This is a genomic window from Candidatus Methylobacter oryzae (genome assembly GCF_003994235.2).
In the GTDB taxonomy this organism is placed as follows: domain Bacteria; phylum Pseudomonadota; class Gammaproteobacteria; order Methylococcales; family Methylomonadaceae; genus Methylobacter_A; species Methylobacter_A oryzae.
This window is the reverse complement of record NZ_RYFG02000110.1, coordinates 14,851-35,356: the sequence shown is the minus strand read 5'-3', so window position 1 is coordinate 35,356 and position 20,506 is coordinate 14,851. Positions and strand designations below refer to the sequence as shown.

Annotated in this window: 19 protein-coding genes and 1 tRNA gene; 13 read left to right on the top strand and 7 right to left on the bottom strand. The window is 49.7% G+C overall.

Annotated elements, in window-relative coordinates; genetic code table 11:
• Window positions 1–75: 75 nt before the first annotated feature.
• The 7 genes from cobT to speA form a co-directional block, all read right to left on the bottom strand.
• Window positions 76–1,110: a nicotinate-nucleotide--dimethylbenzimidazole phosphoribosyltransferase gene (gene cobT / locus EKO24_RS15975; protein WP_127028161.1), complete on the bottom strand. Its 1,035-nt coding sequence runs from the start codon at window positions 1,108–1,110 to the stop codon at window positions 76–78.
• Window positions 1,101–1,754 (bottom strand): 5,6-dimethylbenzimidazole synthase, encoded by a 654-nt coding sequence (bluB, locus tag EKO24_RS15970; RefSeq protein ID WP_127028160.1) that lies wholly within the window; start codon window positions 1,752–1,754, stop codon window positions 1,101–1,103. The genes cobT and bluB overlap by 10 nt, the downstream gene beginning before the upstream one ends.
• A 225-nt stretch (window positions 1,755–1,979) precedes the next feature.
• Complete coding sequence (locus EKO24_RS15965; protein ID WP_127028159.1) at window positions 1,980–2,981, bottom strand: NAD(P)/FAD-dependent oxidoreductase; 1,002 nt, start codon at window positions 2,979–2,981, stop codon at window positions 1,980–1,982.
• Window positions 2,982–2,984: 3 nt separating this feature from the next.
• The gene (locus EKO24_RS15960; RefSeq protein ID WP_127028158.1) at window positions 2,985–3,155 is read right to left on the bottom strand and encodes a rubredoxin; all 171 of its coding nucleotides are present in this window, start codon (window positions 3,153–3,155) and stop codon (window positions 2,985–2,987) included.
• A 50-nt stretch (window positions 3,156–3,205) separates the two neighbouring features.
• Window positions 3,206–4,132, bottom strand: a complete 927-nt coding sequence (locus EKO24_RS15955; protein WP_241674582.1) for an NAD(P)-dependent oxidoreductase — start codon at window positions 4,130–4,132, stop codon at window positions 3,206–3,208.
• A complete protein-coding gene (locus tag EKO24_RS15950) occupies window positions 4,098–4,361 on the bottom strand; it encodes a DUF2024 family protein (RefSeq protein WP_127028156.1) in 264 nt (87 codons plus the stop codon). The genes EKO24_RS15955 and EKO24_RS15950 overlap by 35 nt, the downstream gene beginning before the upstream one ends.
• 45 nt (window positions 4,362–4,406) lie before the next feature.
• Window positions 4,407–6,245 carry a biosynthetic arginine decarboxylase gene (gene speA / locus EKO24_RS15945; RefSeq protein WP_127028155.1) on the bottom strand — a complete coding sequence of 613 codons (1,839 nt, stop codon included), beginning with the start codon at window positions 6,243–6,245 and terminating at the stop codon, window positions 4,407–4,409.
• A gap of 90 nt (window positions 6,246–6,335) precedes the next feature.
• Between speA and speE the strand changes: the two genes are divergently transcribed.
• From speE to EKO24_RS15880, 13 genes are all read left to right on the top strand, one after another.
• Window positions 6,336–7,184, top strand: coding sequence for a polyamine aminopropyltransferase (gene speE, locus EKO24_RS15940; protein WP_127028154.1), 849 nt, complete (start codon window positions 6,336–6,338; stop codon window positions 7,182–7,184).
• A gap of 138 nt (window positions 7,185–7,322) precedes the next feature.
• Window positions 7,323–7,583, top strand: coding sequence for an accessory factor UbiK family protein (locus tag EKO24_RS15935; RefSeq protein WP_127028153.1), 261 nt, complete (start codon window positions 7,323–7,325; stop codon window positions 7,581–7,583).
• A gap of 19 nt (window positions 7,584–7,602) precedes the next feature.
• On the top strand, window positions 7,603–9,114 hold the full coding sequence (locus EKO24_RS15930) for a YifB family Mg chelatase-like AAA ATPase (protein ID WP_127028152.1): 1,512 nt from the start codon (window positions 7,603–7,605) through the stop codon (window positions 9,112–9,114).
• Between the two features lie 27 nt (window positions 9,115–9,141).
• Window positions 9,142–11,145: a DNA helicase Rep gene (gene rep, locus EKO24_RS15925; protein ID WP_127028151.1), complete on the top strand. Its 2,004-nt coding sequence runs from the start codon at window positions 9,142–9,144 to the stop codon at window positions 11,143–11,145.
• Window positions 11,146–11,177: 32 nt separating this feature from the next.
• Window positions 11,178–11,254, top strand: a tRNA-Arg gene (locus EKO24_RS15920).
• Between the two features lie 613 nt (window positions 11,255–11,867).
• On the top strand, window positions 11,868–12,737 hold the full coding sequence (locus EKO24_RS15915) for a hypothetical protein (protein ID WP_127028150.1): 870 nt from the start codon (window positions 11,868–11,870) through the stop codon (window positions 12,735–12,737).
• Between the two features lie 53 nt (window positions 12,738–12,790).
• Entirely contained in the window at window positions 12,791–14,077 is a 1,287-nt protein-coding gene (locus EKO24_RS15910; protein WP_127028149.1) for an outer membrane beta-barrel protein, read from the top strand.
• 164 nt (window positions 14,078–14,241) lie between these two features.
• A complete protein-coding gene (locus tag EKO24_RS15905) occupies window positions 14,242–14,769 on the top strand; it encodes a polysaccharide biosynthesis/export family protein (protein ID WP_127028148.1) in 528 nt (175 codons plus the stop codon).
• 122 nt (window positions 14,770–14,891) lie between these two features.
• Complete coding sequence (locus EKO24_RS15900) at window positions 14,892–17,141, top strand: GumC family protein (protein ID WP_127028147.1); 2,250 nt, start codon at window positions 14,892–14,894, stop codon at window positions 17,139–17,141.
• Between the two features lie 6 nt (window positions 17,142–17,147).
• Window positions 17,148–17,855 carry a hypothetical protein gene (locus EKO24_RS15895; protein WP_143733241.1) on the top strand — a complete coding sequence of 236 codons (708 nt, stop codon included), beginning with the start codon at window positions 17,148–17,150 and terminating at the stop codon, window positions 17,853–17,855.
• Window positions 17,827–18,588: a metallophosphoesterase family protein gene (locus EKO24_RS15890; RefSeq protein ID WP_206667295.1), complete on the top strand. Its 762-nt coding sequence runs from the start codon at window positions 17,827–17,829 to the stop codon at window positions 18,586–18,588. The genes EKO24_RS15895 and EKO24_RS15890 overlap by 29 nt, the downstream gene beginning before the upstream one ends.
• A gap of 230 nt (window positions 18,589–18,818) precedes the next feature.
• On the top strand, window positions 18,819–19,313 hold the full coding sequence (locus EKO24_RS15885; protein WP_127028144.1) for a lasso peptide biosynthesis B2 protein: 495 nt from the start codon (window positions 18,819–18,821) through the stop codon (window positions 19,311–19,313).
• A 76-nt stretch (window positions 19,314–19,389) separates the two neighbouring features.
• Entirely contained in the window at window positions 19,390–20,406 is a 1,017-nt protein-coding gene (locus EKO24_RS15880) for an SAM-dependent methyltransferase (RefSeq protein WP_143733240.1), read from the top strand.
• Window positions 20,407–20,506 lie beyond the last annotated feature (100 nt).

The following is a 20,506-nucleotide window of genomic DNA, read 5'->3' as shown; positions in this document are numbered from 1 at the left end:
TTGAATCTTTCACCTGCTTTTTATATCCAGAGGGCGTAATTTTCGTTTGAGCAGACAAAGCTGCTCAACTCAGCTTTAACAATCAACCCCTGCCTCAGCAAACGTAGCCATCTCGTTTAAAAACATAACAGCCGATTGCAGCAGCGGATACGCAATGGCAATGCCGGAACCTTCGCCGAGGCGCAGTTCCAGGTTCAGCAGCGGTTTTGCATTGAACTGTTGCAGTAAAGACTGATGGCCCTGTTCGTTGGAAACATGGCTGAATACGCAATAATCCAGCACATGGGGATACAGCTTATGCGCAACCAGCAGCGCGGCACCGGCAATAAAGCCATCGACTAAAATCAACATGCCCAATTCGGCAGCCTTCAGATACGCGCCGACCATCATCGCAATTTCGAAACCGCCGAACGTGGCAAGTACGGATAATGGTTCGGTTACATCTTTATGTTTTGTCGCTGCCCGTTGCAATAGCGTGACCTTATGCTGCAACTGCCCGTCATTTAAACCGGTGCCGCGGCCCACGCAACGCACTAACGACAAGCCGGTTAAACGATGCATCAGCATCGCGGCGGACGAGGTGTTGCCGATGCCCATTTCGCCGAAGCCGATGCAGTTGCAACCGGCTTGATGTTGGCGCGCAACCAGGTCCGCTCCGGCTTGCAAGGCTTTGATGCATTCTTCGGCCGTCATCGCAGGATCGGTTAAAAAATTCTTCGTGCTTTTGGCGATTTTTGCATCAATCAGCTTGGGATGGTTGCTCAAGTCGGCGTTGACTCCGGCATCGACAACCAACAAATCGATGCCATGCTGTTTCGCAAAAACGCTGATTGCCGCGCCACCGGCCAGAAAGTTGGCGACCATTTGCGCGGTAACGGTTTGCGGATAGGCACTGACGCCGGCTTCGACAATGCCGTGGTCGCCGGCAAAAATCAGCATGCACGGTTTACTTAAATTCGGCGTCAGGCTGTTTTGGCATAAGCCTATTTTTAATGCCAGCGATTCCAATTGGCCTAACGAACCTTGCGGCTTGGTTTTTTGGTCGATTTTGGTTTGTAAGGCGGCGCTTAGCTTTGAGTTTAGCGGGGGAATGACAAAATTTAGCGGCACGGCGTATTCCAGGTGTTTTCGAATAATAAATCGTTAAGGTTTCTGCGAACCTCCCATTGCTCTTGTTCCAGCATTGGTTTGTCGTAGAATTTATCGACATGGCCGAGACATAAAACCGCGAACGGCCGGCTGTCTTCGGGCATGTTTAACAAGGTTTTCAGGGTTTCCGGTTCGAACATCGACACCCAGCCCAGGCCGATGCCTTCCGCCCGTGCCGCGAGCCACATGTTTTGTATCGCACAGGCCAAGGATGCCAAATCCATTTCCGGCAACGTGCGGCGGCCGAATATATACTGCTGCCGTTGCTCGCACAAGGCCGCAACCAGCACTTCCGGGCATTCCAGTATGCCTTCCACTTTCAGCTTCATAAACTCGTCTTCGCGCTCGTCCAACGCTTTGGCGGTCAGCAGGCGTTCCTGCTCGACCAAGGCATGGATGGCTTTGCGAAGCTCCGGGCAACTGATGCGCATAAACCGCCACGGCTGCATGAATCCGACGCTGGGCGCGTGGTGCGCGGCATCAAGCAGGCGCAACAGCAGCTCGGGATCGATAGGGGCGGGCAGAAAATGGCGCATATCGCGGCGCTCGTAAATGGCGCGATAGACCGCGGCGCATTCGGCGTCGGAATATCTATTTTGGCTCATTGGTATAGGCGAAGGGCAAAAGTGTTTTTCCGCTTAGGAATGAGTATGAAATAGTTTGAACAAACTCGCGCCCTATGTTTGCCGCCGGAGTGCAAGCTTCGCTTGCGCTTGCAGGCGAAGCTTCCGCTCCTGCTCTCGCCCCTCGCCAGCATCCATGCAGGCGAAGCCTGCACTCCGGCTATTAGCAACTTGTATAAGTTATTTCGTACGCATTGCATAGTTGTATCAAACATTATAAGGATGAGTAGCATTAAAGCCGTGCACTTTGGCTTTGGTCGTAAAAACCGGCGGCGTCCAAACATATTGTTTTTGCCCGGCCAAGAATTCGGCCAGCCATAAAGCCTGGTTGCGTATCGGCAATATAAACGCATACAGCTTCCCATCCGGCAGTTCGGCGACATCGCCCAACGCATAAACGGATTCGTCGCTGGTTTGCAATTGCCCGTTTACTTTGATGCCCCGGCCCGTTTCCAAACCGGCTTGCGCGGCCAGTTCGATACGCGGTTTGAAGCCGCAGGCGACGATCAGTCCGTCGAATTCGGCGGTTGTGCCGGTTTTTACGCCGACTTTTTCGCCTTGCCTCGAAAACTCCTGCACGTTCTGGTTCAGCAGCACGTTGACGCCGGAATCCTGCAACACTTGCCGCAACATCGCCGAATCGTCCGGCGTCAACTGCCGCTCCATCAAGCGATCCGTCGCATGGCACAGGGTGACCTTGTCGCCTGCCACCGCCAGGTCGGACGCCACTTCGCAGCCTATCAGCCCGCCGCCGACAATCGCCCAATCGGGCCGCCGGTTTTGTTCCAGCAGTGTTTGCCGGAACCGGCGCAACGCTTTCAAGTCGGCCAGGCTGTTCAAGCAGAAAAACAGTTCCCGGTACGGCCTGTACGGCGGCGGTATAAACGCGGCCGAACCTTGCGCCAGGATCAGCTTGTCGTAATGCAGCGTTTGTTCCTGGCAGACAACGGTTTTATCGGCACGGTTAATGGCCGTGACTTCGACGCCGCAATGTACATCAATGTTATTCTCGCGCAGCTGCTCGAAAGGTTTCAGGATGATCGATTGTTCGATTTGAGGCTGGGTAAAGCCGCGGGACAGCAGCGGCCGCGAATAATAGCCGTCTTGTTCCCAGGTCAGCAGCGTGATGTCGTCGCCGGGCGACAGCGCGCGGTATTTTTCGGCAAAGCTGACACCGGCCACGCCGGAGCCGATAATGACGATCCGCATCGTTTACGGCATTAAGTCGTAAGCGCTTTTTTCGGCGCCGCATTCCGGGCAACGCCAAGTGTCGGGAATATCTTCCCAGCGCGTGCCGGGCGCAATACCGGTATCCGGGTCGCCTTCCGCTTCATCGTAGATATGGCCGCAAATAGTGCACTGGTATTTTTTAAAATCAGACATAGTTATTCCTCGATTGAAAGTTTATCTCAGGCTCGACTTTAACAGGTCCTTCAATCCGAATCGACGGTTTTTAACCGATAGAGCGCCGAAATATCCTCATCGCCGTAACCTTCGGCCATTAAGCGTTCATAATCGGCGATCGTCATGTCGACCAGCGTAGTCGAAGCGCCGCTTTGTGCCGCCATGTTTTGGCAGATAATCAGGTCTTTATGGTGCAGCGCCAGTTTAAAACCGGGCGCGAACGTGCCTTGTGTCATCGTCGGACCGCGATGCTGCAAAAACCAGTTGCCGGCCGCGCCGCCGGAGATCACTTCGATGACTTTGTCCAGCGTCAGGTTCTGGGCTTTTGCAAACGCCAGCGCTTCGGTCACGGCCTGGTTGATGCCCGCCGCCATAACCTGGTTGACCGCTTTCGTGGCCTGGCCCGAACCGGTTGGGCCCATATGCATGATGCAGCGGGTCATTGTTTCCAGCACCGGGCGGATTTGCTCCAGCACTGCCAAACTACCGCCGACCATCATCGCCAGCGTGCCGTTCTTGGCGCCCTCAACGCCGCCGGATACCGGCGCATCGAGAAAAGCCGCGTGTTTTCTGGCTAAGATAGCGGCCGCTTGCTTGGCGGTATCGCTGCCGACCGTCGACATGTCGACAACGATAGTGCCGGGCTTGACGGCTTCGGCTATCGCGCTAACGACTTCCAGCACGTCCCGGTCGGCGGAAACGCAAAGCAGCACGATGTCGACGTTCGCAGCTAACTGCGCCGGGCTATCGAACGCGGTCACATTCAATTCTTCGGCCAGACTTTGCGCCTTTGCTGCGGTGCGGTTGTAAATACCGGTTAAATATCCGGCTTTGGCGATATTCCGGGCCATGCCGATGCCCATCGCGCCTAGGCCGATCATACCTGTTTTCATGTTGTTTCCTTGCTTTGCTTGATTATTATTATTTCGGACAGCCTTCCATTTTATAAATCGCATAGCCGTTCTTGTCGATCTCGGCGCGCATATCGGCCGGGACTTCGAGGCTGTGGTAGAAAAAACAATTTTCCGGCGTAACCACTGCATCGGCCAAATCAATGCCGGCCAGCCAGTGTTGGGCATAGGCTATCGCTTTTTGATGGTCCTGCTCGTCCAGCACGACGTTGAAGTGTATTTTCCGGCCTTCGGCGGTTTTGGCGTAGGTGTCGAATACATAGGAAGTGGTCATAGGTTTTCTCCTTTACAGTTGAACTGGCTGTGGTAAAAACTAATGTTATTTTTCCAAATAAGTATAAGACGTCAACCCCGAAAGCAGTTCCTGTTCATATTCCTGCCGTTGCTGTCCGCTTAAATCGCTGCGTGCCAATTTCTCCCGGTAGGCGGCTTTCAAGTCTTCGCAATTGATATGCACGTAATCGAGCAAATCGGAGACATGTTCGCCTTCATGCAGGTCGTAAAAATGGTAACCCTGGTCGTCGAGTTCTATGTTGATCGAATGGGTGTCGCCGAACAGGTTGTGCATGTCTCCCAATATTTCCTGATACGCGCCGAGCATGAAAAAGCCGATCAAATACGGCCGGTCGCGGTCGATTTCGTGAACCGGCAGCGTTTGCTCGATGTTCTGGCCTTCGACGTATTGGTCGATGCGGCCGTCGGAGTCGCAGGTCAAATCCTGGATTACGGCACGGCGCGTGGGTTGTTCGCCGAGGCGGTGAATCGGCATGATCGGGAAAATCTGGTCGATGCCCCAAATGTCGGGCATCGATTGGAACAGCGAGAAATTGCAGAACACTTTGTCGGCCAGTTTTTCGTTCAGCTCGTTCAGGATCGCGGCTTCGCTTTGGTTGTTCGGATTTAGCCGGGCCTGGAGTTGGCGGCACAGTAGCGCGTAGTTGTTTTCCGCTTCGGCCAGTTCGGTCAGGCTTAGTTTGTCTTGAGCAAAGCGGGCGCGGGCTTCGGCCAGGTCGAATTGCGCGTCGTGGTAATGCTCGACCGGATTATGCGGCTCGGGCAGCGCTTGCAGTGCGTCGTGGTTGGTGTAAACTGATTCGATGTCGGTCACGTTGGTAATCAGCACCGCGTGATGCGCGGTCAGTGCACGGCCCGACTCGGTGATGATGTCCGGTTGCGGCACCTGTTTTTCGGCGCAAATGTCGGCAAAGCTGCGCACGATGTTTTGCGCGTATTCGTCCAGGCTGTAGTTGATAGACGATTCGCGGCGCGAATGGCTGCCGTCGTAATCGACGCCCAAGCCGCCGCCGGCATCGACGATTTTGATTTGAGCGCCCAGCCGGTGCAGTTCTACGTAAAACTGCCCGGCTTCTCTCAACGCGACTTTGATGTCGTGAATGTTGGCGATTTGCGAGCCCATATGGAAATGCATCAGCTTCAAGGTATCGAGCATATCGACTTGTTTCAGGCGCTGTACCAGTTGCAGCACTTCGTAGGCATGGAAGCCGAATTTGGATTTTTCGCCGCCGCTGTTTTGCCATTTGCCGGCACTGATGCTGGACAGACGGACGCGGACGCCCAATTGCGGCTTGACGTTCAGCCGCGCCGCTTCCTCAATGATCAATTCCAGCTCCAGCGGTTTTTCAATGACCAGATGCAGGTTCAGGCCCATTTTCAGGCCGATCAGCGCCAGCCGGATGTAAGCGCGATCCTTATAGCCGTTGCAGACGACTACGCCTTGATTCGATAGCGCCATGATCGCCAGCAGTTCCGGTTTGCTGCCGGCTTCGAGTCCAATGTTGTCGGCGGCCAGTATGCCTTCGACGACTTTGCGTTGTTGGTTGACTTTGATCGGGTAAACCGGCGTGTAGCTGCCGTTATAATCGTTATTGATGCAGGCTTTTTCGAATGCGCGGGATAGCTGGCTAACGCGGTCTTTTAAAATATCGGTAAAGCGCACCAGAACCGGCAGGGATAGTTGTTTGTCGTTTAGCGATTGGGCGATTTCATACAAATCCAACACCACGTCTTTGTCGGAGCAAGGTTTTACCGAGACATGCCCGTCGGCGTTGATCGAAAAATAGCCTTGTCCCCAGTTGTCAATCGCATAAGTTTGCGCGGACTGCTCGATCGTCCAGGGTTTGCTGTGACTTAAATTCACTATTTAGCTCCGTTTTATGCCTAAAAGATGCCGAATTCTAATATAATGGAAGAATCTCAATGTATTTATTTTCCCAGGAATTTACACACTATGAATCCATCCGAATGGTTTACCGAACAACACGCAGACGCCGGCTCGGCTTTTTCATTAAAAATTAAAAAAAAGCTGCACGAGGAGCAGTCCGAGTTTCAACACCTTGAAATTTACGAGACTGAAACGTTCGGTAATCTGATGATAATCGACGGTTGCACGATGGTTTCAACCCGCGACAACTTCTTTTACCATGAAATGATGAGTCATCCGGCGTTGTTCACGCATCCCGATCCGAAAAGAGTCTGGATCATCGGCGGCGGGGACTGCGGCACGTTGCGCGAAGTATTGAAGCATCCGTCGGTCGAGCAAGCCGTGCAGATCGACATCGACGAGCGGGTTACGCGCTTGGCTGAAATTTATTTCCCCGAGTTATGCGAATCCAATAACGATCCCAGAGCGGACTTGAAGTTTATCGACGGCATTAAGTGGGTAAAGGATGCCGAGCCGAATTCGGTCGATCTTATCATCGTCGACAGTACCGATCCGGTCGGTCCGGCTTTGGGCTTGTTCAGCGAAGAATTTTACCGCGACTGTTTTGCTTGCCTGACCGAAAACGGCATGGTCGTGCAGCAAAGCGAGTCGGCGTTGTATCACCTAAAGCTGATCGGCGAAATGCGCGACGCAATGAGCAATGCCGGGTTGAGTAATTTGCAGACTTTATTTTTCCCGCAATGTTTGTATCCGTCCGGCTGGTGGAGTGCAACAATCGCCGGCAAAGGCGACTTGAGCAAGTTCAGGGAAGCGGATAGTTCGAGCAAGCCGTTCGATACCGTGTATTACAACGTCGATATACACAAAGCGGCTCTGGCGCAGCCTGAGTTTGTTAAGAAAGCGTTTAATTTGTAAGTATTACTTTTGAATGGAACACGGATGGCGCGGATTAGACGAATAAGCACGGATAAAGATTTTGAAAATCCGTGTAAATCCGCCTAATCAGTGTCGTCCGTGTGCTATTTTTTACCTGATAAATATGAGATTGCGATAATGTTCGATCCTAAATCCCTTGACGATATTGCCGGCCGTTTGGCCGGCGCGATACCTCCGGGCTTGAATAGCCTGAAAGACGATCTTGAAAAAAGCTTCCAAGCTATTTTGCAAGGTGCGTTAGGCAAGCTGGACTTGGTGACTCGCGAGGAGTTCGAAGTGCAGAAGCTGGTGTTAGCCAAAACCCGCTCAAAACTCGAAGATCTGGAAAAACGCGTCGCCGAGATGGAACAGCAGCTGTTAAACAAAGAAGACCTATAGGCTTTAGGATAAAGCTGTTATGTCCTCGTTAGCGGTTGTCTACAGCCGAGGCCGTTCCGGCATAGAAGCACCTTTAGTCACCGTTGAAGTTCACATTTCCAACGGCCTGCCGGCACTGAATATCGTCGGCTTGCCGGAAACTGCGGTCAAAGAAAGCCGGGACCGGGTGCGGGGCGCGATCTTGAACTCCAAGTTTGAGTTCCCGATGCAGAGGATCACCATCAACCTGGCGCCTGCCGATTTGCCGAAGGAAGGCGGACGGTTCGATTTGGCTATTGCGCTAGGGATATTGGCCGCATCCGGCCAGATTCCGATGGCTTATCTTCATCATTATGAGTGCGTCGGCGAGCTGTCGCTGGGCGGCGAATTACGGGCTATCAACGGTGTGCTGCCGATCGCGATACAAGCCAGCAGCAATCGAAGAAAACTGATACTGCCTAAGGAAAACACCGCCGAAGCGGCGTTGGTCAAGGATATTGAAATCATTCCGGCCATGCATTTGTTGGAAGTTTGTTCCCATCTGACGGGGCAGCATCTGATACAAGCCGAGTTTCAGCAGGAAGGACAGGCCGCGCCGGCGGCCGATATAGATTTTGCCGATGTGCATGGGCAATATCACGTCAAAAGAGCTTTTGAGATTGCCGCAGCCGGCGCGCATAACCTGATCATGCTGGGGCCGCCCGGCACCGGCAAATCGATGATAGCGTCGCGCTTGCCGACTATCCTGCCGCAACTGACCGAGCAACAGGCGCAGGAAAGCGCAGCGATTGCGTCTATCAGCGATCAGGGCTTGGATGTTGCCAACTGGCTGAAGCCGCCGTACCGTGCGCCTCATCATACGGCCTCGGCTGCGGCGTTGGTCGGCGGGGGAAGTAATCCAAGACCCGGTGAAATTTCTCTGGCTCATAACGGCACGTTATTTTTGGATGAGCTGCCGGAATTCGACCGCAAGGTTCTGGAAGTATTAAGAGAACCGCTGGAAACCGGGCATATCACTATCTCCCGAGCTGCAAGGCAAGTCGATTTCCCGGCCCGCTTTCAATTAATAGCAGCGATGAATCCTTGCCCGTGCGGTTTTTTGGGCGATGCCTCGGGCCGTTGCCATTGTACATCCGAACAAGTGACGCGTTATCGGGCCAGGGTGTCCGGTCCGTTGCTGGATCGTATCGACATGCATCTGGAAGTGCCGAGAATTTCGCATGAAGTATTGCGCAAAGGTTCGCCGGACGGAGAGGAAAACAGCGAGCAAATCAGGGCTCGCGTAGTTGCAGCCCGCAACGTGGCCGTCGCGCGGAGCGGCAAAGCCAATTCGGCATTGACGGCCAAGGAAGTAAAACAGCTTTGCGTGCTGTCCGAGCACAGTTATCAAATCTTGGAACAGGCGATGGACAAATTTGGCCTATCGCATCGAGCTTATCACCGGATTTTGAAATTGGCGCGCACCATTGCCGATCTTGCTCAATCGGAAAATATCGAAACCGTGCATTTAAGCGAAGCGATTAGTTATCGTAAGCTGGATCGCAGCGTTTAATGGCTACATTTATCCAACATTACGTCAATGTCCAAACTAAACCCCCAACAACAAGCCGCTGTTAAAGCGATTGATTATCCCTTATTAGTGCTGGCCGGCGCGGGCAGCGGCAAGACGCGCGTGATTACCGAGAAAATTGCTTACCTAGTCAAGCAAGGTCTGCCTGCTCGCCATATTGCGGCGGTGACGTTCACCAACAAAGCCGCGCGGGAAATGAAAAGCCGTGTGTCCAAACTACTCGACGATAAGCAGCAACGCGGTCTCAGGGTCTCGACTTTCCATTCGTTGGGTTTGGATATATTGCGGGCGGAATCCAAAACGTTGGGCTATAAAGCCGGCATTACGCTGTTTGACGAGCAAGACAAATACGCGCTGCTGCGCAACCTGATCAGCCATGGCGCAAAAGATTGCGATATCGATAATATCGATAGCTATTCCCGGCAGATAGGGCAATGGAAAAACGCTTTCGTCACGCCGGAGCAGTCTGTCACCATTGCAAAAGCTAACGAATACCCGGCGACCAAGCTGTACATCGATTACACCCGCAGCCTGAAAGCTTACAATGCGGTCGATTTCGACGACCTGATCCTATTGCCGGTGTTACTGTTTCAACAGCATTCGGCTGTTCTGGAAAAGTGGCAAAACAAAATCCGCTACTTGCTGGTCGACGAATACCAGGACACGAATATCACCCAATACCAGCTGGTGCGCCTAATTGCCGGAAATTTGGGCCGCTTTACCGTGGTTGGTGACGACGACCAGTCCATTTACGCCTGGCGCGGCGCGCAGCCGGAAAACCTGGCACAATTGCAAAAAGACTACACCCGCCTGCAAGTCATCAAGCTGGAGCAAAATTACCGCTCCACCGGGCGCATCCTGAAAGTTGCCAACCAGCTGATCGCGAACAACCCTCATACCTTTGAAAAACGGCTGTGGAGCGAGCTGGGTTACGGCGATCCGCTACGGGTGTTAAGCCATAAAGACGAGCAGATGGAAGCCCAGCAGATCGTGTCCGAAATCATCCATCACAAATTCAAGACCGGCAGCAATTACCAGGATTATGCGATTTTATACCGCGGCAACCATCAGTCCCGCTTGTTCGAAAAAGGCCTCCGGGAAAACAACATTCCGTATTTCATCAGCGGCAGCACGTCGTTTTTTGCCTATTCGGAAATCAAGGACATCCTCGGCTATCTGCGTCTGTTTGTTAACCAGGACGACGATGCGGCGTTTTTGCGCGTGATCAACACGCCCAAACGCGAAATCGGCCCGAGCACTTTGGAAAAGCTCGGCGCTTATGCCAATGAGCGGCATATCAGCCTGTTTGCGGCCAGCTCCGAGTTTGGCTTGAGCCAAAGACTGTCCGAAAAAGCCATGCATCGGCTGACAAAATTCCGTGATTGGGTTATCGATACCGCTGACCGTATCGAGCGCGGCGACACTTTTGCAATCATAGAGCAATTTATCGACCAAATCGGCTATCCGCAGCATTTGCAGGAAGAAAGCAAAACTAAGGACTCGGCCGACCGCAAACTGAAAAATGTCTACGAACTGATCGAATGGCTAAAACGCATTGCCGATAAGGAGACTGACGGTCAAAAAACGCTGGCGGAAATTGTCTCGAAAATCATGCTGATGGATATTATGGAGCGCAACCAGGAAGAAGAGGCTAGCGATCAAGTTAGTTTGATGACGCTGCATGCGGCTAAAGGGCTGGAGTTTCCACATGTGTTTTTGATCGGCGTCGAAGAAAACATCCTGCCCCATCAAAACAGCATCGAAACCGACAATATAGAAGAAGAACGCCGATTGGCCTACGTTGGCATCACCCGCGCCCAGCGTACTTGTACGTTGAGTTATTGTACTCATCGCAAGCGTTACGGCGAAATTGCCGAATGCGAACCTAGCCGGTTTTTAAGCGAGTTGCCCGAAGATGATTTGGAATGGATCAACAAAAAACAGCTGGCCCCGGAAGTTGTCAAAGAGCGCGGCAAAGCCAGTCTGGCGCATTTGAAAACAATGTTGTCGTAATTACAGCGGCGATCGGTTAGAATATGCGGTAAGCGCCCGTAGCTCAGCTGGATAGAGTACAGCCCTCCGAAGGCTGTGGTCGGACGTTCGAATCGTCTCGGGCGCGCCATTTATGCATATTTAATCTTCGCTTTTAACAGTCTTTGTGTAATGACAGACTTGTGGAGTTTTGGATGCTGCTGCCATTCGCTAGAGGGTAGCCATCGTATACGGCAACAAATAAAAGGGCCGAATTATCGCTCAGCTATGCGGGCGCTATAGATAACACGCTTCACAATCCAGAATAACAACATTGGAAACAGAAGGACGGATGCCAACTCAACCTGGGGCCTTGTTGATCGCGAATAGAAATATCTCCATCTTATTCGGAAGACGTTCCTACATACGGAGCTATCAAAAACAATTGCGATAACTACTTAATTTAAGGCGTAGTATAAAACGTCGCATAAGTTTGCGCGCTTAAACTTGGCGCTTCAACTGGATTCATGCTTTGCATTCGATGCATGAACTTTTGAGACGATTAATACTTTGTTGCATGTTGTTAAATAGAGCCTTTAGGGACGTAAGCCTTGAAACAATTACTTGTTATTGCTACTTTTTATAAGTTAATAATCAGGCGAAAATAAAAAACTTGGAAGTCAGTGTCATGCTGTTTTGAAGGCAATAAATTGCGCTTATACGTCGAATGCTGTAAATTTTGTTCGGTAATGCAGGGGCTACTTATGAAAAAAAATAAATTAGTTGTATTTGCGATTGTAATGCTGGCGATGTCTCAGCCGGCAGTGTCCGAAGAATCCCAAAGACTAGAGGTGCATCCGACAGCTTGGACTCAGCTCAACTTAAAAGGCGTCGATAAGGATTTAGGAAGTAAAATCGCGGCTCAAATAACGGCGAATCCTAAAAATGCGGCAGATCTTGTGGCCGCATTAGTCGCAGCCAATCCTGATCATGCCGACGCCATTACTTCGGCAGCTATTGTCACGTTGGATTCGAAGTTCGCGGCGGGCATTACTGCTGCGGCAGTCAATGCCGCTCCGGGTTCAGCGGCGGCTATTACCGCCGCAGCGGTCAGCGCGGCGCCAAGTTCGGCGGGGGATATCGCTAAAGCTGCGGTCAGCGCTGCTCCAAGTTCAGCGGTGACTATTACCTCAGCGGCTGTCCGCGCATTACCAAGCGCAGCAGCGGTTATCACCAAAGCCGCGGTTAGTGGCGCGCCTACTTTGGCCTCGGCTATAACGACGGCAGCGGTAAATGTTGTACCTCAGTCGGCCTCGGCTATTGTCGTTGCCGTTGTTGGTTTGATTAATAATTCAGCGGAACGCAACTTTTCTCAATCGGAATCTACGGCAGCTAATTCTTCCGTAAAGCAAAACGTTATAACCACTGCTTTAGAAAATACGCTAAAAGAATGCACGGATAACCAATGTAAAATCAATGCTGCAGTTACCGCGGTAAAACAAGGCGGGAATAGCCCGGATTTAGCTTCACTTGCCGGGGCGGTCATCAACACAGTCATATCGAATAGCCCTAAAGATTCTAATTTACAGCAAAACCTCGTCAACCAACTAAACACACTTGCCAGCCCAAGTTAGTTGCGCCACCTAATCTCAAAAGATATTTCCTTGCTTAAACCTAGATATTTATCATGAACATAAAAAATAACCTGTTGGCCGTTTCTTTGTTAAGTGTTGTCTACTGTGTCCCTGCATTGGCTTATGACAGTAAAGACGATGAGGAAGCAAATAAAGAGCGTCAAAGTTCCGAGTATGCGCACAAAGGCATACACATGAGTTCTTTTGTTCTTTCGCCCAAGTTGGATGTTGATAACCAGTACGATACTAATATTTACAAGCAAGATAAAAGTCTAAATCCGGTAGATAGCTATGTTGCGCATTTCAGACCGGGATTAAATTTGCGTTCGGACTGGAATCGGCATGCGCTTAACTTGATGTTTGATTCCGATATAACGCAGTACGCCACCCAAGGAGATCAAAATAATTACGAGGACCTGTTTACCCGTCTGGACGGGAGATTGGACGTCTTACGCGATAGTCACTTTGATGCGGGTTTCAACTATAACAGCGTGCATGAAGATCGGGGGTCGCCTGACCAGATTGCGGGTAGGGCTCCAACTTTTTATGACACTAAAGCAATAGATGCATTTTATACGCATAAACTAAACAGGGTATCGTTCAAGGGCGGATTGGACACTATTCGCTATGATTATCAGGATGTATCGACTTCGCTGAACACCATGTTAGCAATGAGCACTCGTAACCATTGGGAATATGTACCCTCGATCCGTTTGGGCTATGAAATCCAGCCGGAATATGAAGCTTACGTAAAATTCTCTTATAAAAAGGCCGATTATGACAGCTTGGTTAAATCTAACGGGGCCGGCGTCGCTTATAACCGTAATTCGTCCGGCTTCAATGCGTTAGGCGGGTTGGCGTTTGAGCTAACTTCGCTGGTTACCGGCGACCTATCTGTCGGTTATTTACAGCGTAATTATGACGATTCCCGCTTATCGAGTATTTCCGGGATTAATGGTTTTGTTAATTTAAAATGGCGGCCAACATTGTTAACCACTCTCACCGGCACACTGAGTCATGATATTAATGAAACTACGCAGGCAGGCGTGGCGGGCGTTTTATCAACAGCTATAAAACTGGGCGCTGAGCATGAATTGATGCGTAATGTTATTCTTAGCGCAGGCGGCAGTTTTGCCAATAACGACTATCAAGGCTTTGTAGCTCCTCATCTTGTTAGTCGTAACGATAAGGTTTATGGCGGTAATGTGGCTGCTAAATATCTGTTGAATAGAAATTTATCCGCCGCCCTGTCATATAATTATCAAAACCGTGATGTTAACTATCTATTTAGCAATTATGAAGTGCATCAAGTCATGCTTAATTTGAGAGGGGAGTTTTAAAATAAAGCTGAGTTGAGCGGCTTATCTGCTCAAACCCTACTTATGCCCTTTGGGTATAAACGGATGTTATGCATATCAACCTTTCGTAAACATTGATATTTCTGTGTGAAAATATGACTTATTATCCTATTAAATTTTTCTCACAACTTTTATTGCTGTGTAGTATGTTGTTTTGGACAGCCGTGTTTGCTGAAGAAAATAAGGGTCAGCAGCATTTGGCTTCCTCATCGACTCAAGAATATCAGTTAGGTTCGGGCGACGTATTGAAAATCATCGTGTTCAATCAGGAAGATTTATCCGGTGAATACACTATTAACGGGGCCGGCCAGATTTCACTGCCGTTGATCGGTAATGTTAATGCCAAAGATTTAACAGCAAAACAATTAGAGCAAGGCATTACGGATAAACTAAAACCCGATTACCTGCTTAATCCTCGCGTCAGCGTGCAAGTACTTAATTATCGTCCTTTTTATATTTTGGGCGAAGTTAAGGAGCCGAAGTCTTATCCTTATGTCGACGGCATGACTTATCTTAATGCCGTCGCTATCGCCGGCGGCTATACATACCGCGCCAAAGAAGATCACGTCGTGGTTATTCGTATGAACGATCCGCAAAAACGCGAGTTGACACTGAATATGGATGAAAAAGTGTTGCCAGGTGATGTGATTCACGTCAAGGAGCGGTTCTTTTAGTTGTTGCTTCCCAGGCAAACACGGATGAGGAAGCTTCCGTCCAGAATATTCATTTCAAAGTCCGTGTTGCCTGTATTCCATCATTCAAATCTCCTCTTTGTTTAAACGCTACTGAGAAAAACGTGTACGATTCTAAAGAACAATCTTTAATGCCCAGCGAATTTCTGCAAAATGACAATACTGAAACTGCACTGATTAATTTTTTTCATACCCTGTGGTTGAGAAAGCGATTATTGATCAGCGTGACGTTTTCTCTCAGTATATTGGCGATATTGATTATTTATCAGTTGGTGCCTCGTTATACGGCAACGACGCAACTCTTGGTTGGCATCAACGCTGCGAAAGTGGTCGATATCGAACAGGTTCTGTCCGGTAACCTGAAAGGCGATACGGCAGTTATTGGTGAAATGGAAGTTCTTAAATCTCGCGAGTTGGCTCATAAAGTTATCGATACGCTGCATTTGGATCAATACAAGGAATTTAATCCTAAGCTTAGAAAGCCCGGTTTTTTAGCGCAATTCAGCCTTAAAAATTTATTGCCTGAGTCTTGGCAAGAAGCGGTAGGGCTTGTGAAAATCGATAGCCGTACCGACGAAGAAAAAGAAGAAGCGCGCTTAACAGGATTAACCAATGCTTTTCTCGGAAAACTGAAAATTTCGCAAGTCAAGCGCTCGCAGGTTATTAACGTAGCATTTGAATCCGAAGATCCTAAATTAGCGGCAAAGATAGCCAATGAGGTCGCCGATAAATATATTGTTGGGCAACTGCAAGCCAAGTTCGATGCGACTAAAAAAGCGACCGATTGGTTAAACGATCAGCTTGGCGAGTTAAAGAAAAAGGTAGAGACTTCAGAGCGCGCAGTAGAGCAATACCGCAAAACCCATGAATTAATAGAAGTTAAGAAAGAAGTGGGGCTTTCGCAGCAGCAGATGTCTGAGGTGAACAGCCAGTTAATTATCGCCCGCGCTCAGCGGGCGGAAGCCGAGGCTAAATACCAGCAGGTTGAAGCGATTGCCAGAAGCGGACGCGATACCGATAGTGTTGCCGAAGTATTAAATTCATCGTTAATATCAAGCTTGCGCCAGCAAGAATCGGAAGTTCAGCGTAAATATTCGGAAATGCTGGTCGAATTCGGTCCGCGCCATCCGCGCATGATCCAAATGCAGGCCGAATTGGAAGATATTCAAGGGAAAGTGCGTTCCGAAGTTAAAAAGATTGCAGCCGGTTTGCATAATAATATGGATGTTGCTCGTGCGCGCGAAGGATCGTTGACTGCCAGTTTAAGACAGATGGAATCCAAAACCACGGGTAATAATCAGGCTGAAGTGGAACTGCACGCTTTGGAACGTGAAGCAACCGCGAATAAGGCATTATTCGAAACGTTTTTAGGACGGTTTAAAGAGACGGCTTCGACACAGGGTATTGAGCAGGCCGACGCTCGAGTGATCTCATTTGCGGAAATCCCGTTGGGAGCCTCCTATCCAAAGAAAAAATTATTACTGGTCAGTAGTATCGTTGGCTCGCTGCTCGTTGGGGTGTTCTTAGTGTTTGTGCTGGAAATGCTGAATCCCGGCGTACGTTCGCCTGAACAGATCCAGGAATTGTTTAATATGTCTACTTTGGGCATTGTGCCTAAGGTCATGGAGACCAATATCGTTCCGCATGAATATTTATTGGCCAAGCCGCAATCCGCTTTAGCGGAAGCCGTGAATACCCTGCGTATTTCGCTCAGCTTGCTTAACCCGGATGCCGAGGTTAAGTCGTTGCTGGTGACCTCCTCGGTGCCGGGCGAGGGTAAAAGCACATTAGCCGTGTTAATAGCTCGGCATTCCGCGTGTGCCGGCCAGCGGGTGGTATTGATCGATACCGATTTACGCCGTCCGACCGTTGGCAAAATGTTTAAGATCAAGGAGAGTACGTTGGGCTTAACGGACTTATTAATGCATCACGATTTGTCGATTAACGATGTGTTAGTCGATGATCCGGATACAGGCATGAAAATCCTGACGCGAGGCAAATCGGCCTTTGTTAATCCGGTCGATTTATTTGCCTCGCAAAGAATGAAAATCATCGTCGAGCAGTTACGGGAGCAGTACGATTTAGTTATTCTGGACTCGGCACCGATCATGGCCGTGCCCGACACCAGGATATTGGCCGGTCTGGTCGATAAAACCATTTTTGTATTAAATTGGGACTCAACACCTAAAAAAGTAGTGCATAGCGCATTGCACTTGTTGAATAAAGACGGCCATAGCAATATTGCCGGGATTGTCTTGCAGAAAGTTAACCTGCAACAATACGGCCGTTACGGATACGGCGATTCAGGATATTATTATCATTACGGCCGTTACAACCAGTATTACAGCGGTTAAGTAGCCGTGCCGAAAATCAATGTTTTGAGTCGTCAGCAGATTATTGCCGGATTTGGGATGGTTGTTTGTTGCGGCTTGCTGATGCTGGCGGTGCCGCGGTTTATAGCCAGTTTATACGCGCTTTATCCCGAGGCCGCATTTAAGCAAGCCGATACGAAGCTGCCGCTAGACGTTTATCAGAAAAGCATTGACCATTTAACGCAAGCCCTGTCTTGGTATGAAGGCCCTGAATACTGGCAAACACAGGCGTTTTTTTATTTAGAGTTATTCAATGCATCGCCACAGCCGCTTGCGCAAAAACAAGAGCTGCTAAAACAAGCCCAGGCATCGGTTATTCAGGGCTTGAAATTATCGCCAATCGATCCTTATGCCTGGTTCCGATTGGCAACGGTCGACGAAGCGTTAAAATTGCCCGCACCGCAGATCATTAATGCGTTGCAACTCTCTTTTTATGCCGGGCGCGTCGAACCCGGCCTATTAATGTCCCGACTGTCGTTCGGTTATAATTATTATCATCAGTTTGATGAAGAAATGAAGCGCTTATGGCAAAAGCAAGTTCCTGTTGCTTGGGCTTTTCAGGCGGAACAGCTGGTTAAATTCGTCGCGTTGCATTTAGAAACTAAAGTTCTTGTCGAAGAGGCCTTAGCAAACTCTCCCGACAACCGGAAAAAATTCTCTGTTGACCTTGAAAGCTATATTCAAAAAAATCCTTAACCGCAAGCAAAGCGAATCATCGCCGGTCGGTTTGCCGGAAAATCACAGGCTTTATTGTATCGGCGATATACACGGTCGCTTGGATTTGTTGCAGGAAGTGCATCAAAAGATTGCCTGTGATGCGTTGGCTTTTGACGGCGTCAAAATACTGGTTTACCTGGGCGATTATGTCGACCGGGGCATACACTCCAGGCAAGTGCTCGACTGTTTACTGGAAAATCATTTTCCTGATTTTAAGACAGTGTTTTTAATGGGGAATCACGAGCAAGTATTGTTGGAGTTCTTAAACAATAAAGATCTTTCGGTTGCCCTTGATTGGTTCAGGTTTGGCGGATTGCCGACGCTGGCAAGTTACGGAATTACCGTTCGCGGCATACCCACCGCAAGAGATTTACAGCAATTACGGGCGGAATTCAGGCAGAAAATGCCTGCCGTGCATTTAGCGTTTTTTGAGCGATTACATTTATATTATGAAATAGGCGGCTACTTTTTCGCGCATGCCGGCGTCAGGCCTAAAATTAAACTGCATCGCCAGCGTCCCGAAGACATGCTGTGGATTCGCGAAGAGTTCTTAAATAGCGACGTGTTTCATGGCAAAGTGATAGTACACGGGCATTCCATCACGGATGAGCCGGAAATTCGGCATAATCGCATTGGTTTGGATACCGGGGCCTATGCATCGGGAAAGTTAACGTGTGCTGTTTTTGAAGGAACAAGTTGTCGATTCTTATAAATTCCCGTTACATTAGACCTTCCAGGTTTTTACTGGAGCTGCTCCCGGCAGTTCCAGCACTTCCGCCATCCATGGCAGTCGAAAATCTGGAAGGTCTTACTCGCATTATTCCTGCGTGTAGCCAAAAATCCATAAAAATTATAGCCATAGAATGTCGGCTCTGCGTAACAAATAAGCTATTGTCCAGAAATGTCGAAAAATAATCTGTCAAACAAGATGATTTTTATCGAATGAAATTATCTTTCCTTTTACGTAAGGCGCTAAGTTTTAAACGCTTGCCGTATTTTGAACAGCTTTGGTTTCTGCCCGTATGGATGCTTTTGGGTTTGAGCCGCTTTGCGATTATTGTATTTGCGTTCCGCCGGCTAGCGCCTTGGCTTGGCGCGCATATACAGGCTTGTGTTTGGGTACCGGTGCTGGGTCGGCGGGAAGAAGCATTGGCCTTGCATATTGGCCGCGTTGTCCGGCTTGCGGCGCGCTATACGCCATGGGAATCAAATTGTTTCCCGCAGGCTGTGGTCGCTCGACTGCTACTGGGATTGTACGGCGTGCCTTATACTCTGTTTCTCGGCTTAACGCGTGACCAGCAGATATCGGGAATCACGGCTCATGCTTGGGTAGCGGCGGGTAGGGTTAGCGTTGTGGGCGGCAACAGCTTCGATCAGTTTACCGTGGTAGGATGCTTTGCTTCACCCCGGTTGGCGGCTTTGTTCGCAAATACCTGATTACTAAACCGGCTCAAAATGTAATTTTCATCGGCGCCTAAAAATTACAAAAATAACGCAACTGAAGATAAAACCTATGAATAACGACTTAGATACACTCAGAAATATTGCCCTGGCAATTTTGGATCCCAAAAAACAACTCAAGGACCTAGTTCCCGAGGCCCTGGCCCTTCGGGATTTATTTGAAAGGCGGACGAATTTCCAAATCAATCCCGAAGGAGGGATCGGTGCAGGAGAGACACGGCTGGAGAGCGGACTTGCCATTTCGCCGACTACTGCGGCTATGTGCATCAGGGAATTATTCAGGACATCAGCATTTATCCGGGGGCATGGGCATGCAATTCGGGATTCGATCAATCCCGAACGGCCGGTTCGCATACTTTATGCCGGTTGCGGCCCTTATGCCACGCTGGCCGTGCCGCTGATGACAGTATTTTCAAAAGAGCAGGCCGTTTTTACATTGCTGGATATACATCAGGAATGTCTCGATGAAGCAATGAAACTGATCGACTCATTCGGTTTTTCCGGCCATGCGGAAGAGTGTTTTTGCGTCGATGCCACCACGTATCGAATCCCGGAGGATAAAAAGCCGGACGTCATCGTCAGCGAGACGATGTCAGTAACCCTACACAACGAGCCGCAAGTCTCAATCGCCCGAAACCTGTTTGCTCAAGCCCCTGATGCGAAAATGGTGCCGCAGCAGGTCAGCGTGCAAGCCTGCCTGCTGAACGGTGCGAAAGAGCACGTTTTCATGCCGGCGGATTTTGTCGGAGAATTCCCAGAACCTGAACGGGACAGGATTGACCTTGGGAAAATCTTCGAACTCGATGCCGCCAGTATCATAAGTTGGGAAAAAATCGACGGCGACCGTCTTCCTGCGGCTAGAGTGAAAATTCCGCCACACATCGAATCTCGATACCGGCCGCATCTTTTGACTAAAATCACTGTTTACGGCGAAACTTGCTTGGATGATTACGATTGCAGCCTGACAATGCCGAAGCGCCTTCGCGGCGAAATCGAAGAAGGAGATGAATTACAGTTTCACTACCAGCTTGGGAATCATCCTGAACTACGGTATGAAAAGTTGCGATAGACCGTTGTGCATAGCTCAATGCCTGAGCTTGGTGCTGGCCGGTAAATTTGGCCGGGATTTTATTTCATTTGCCGATTTATAAGCTTGGTTGGAGTGTAAT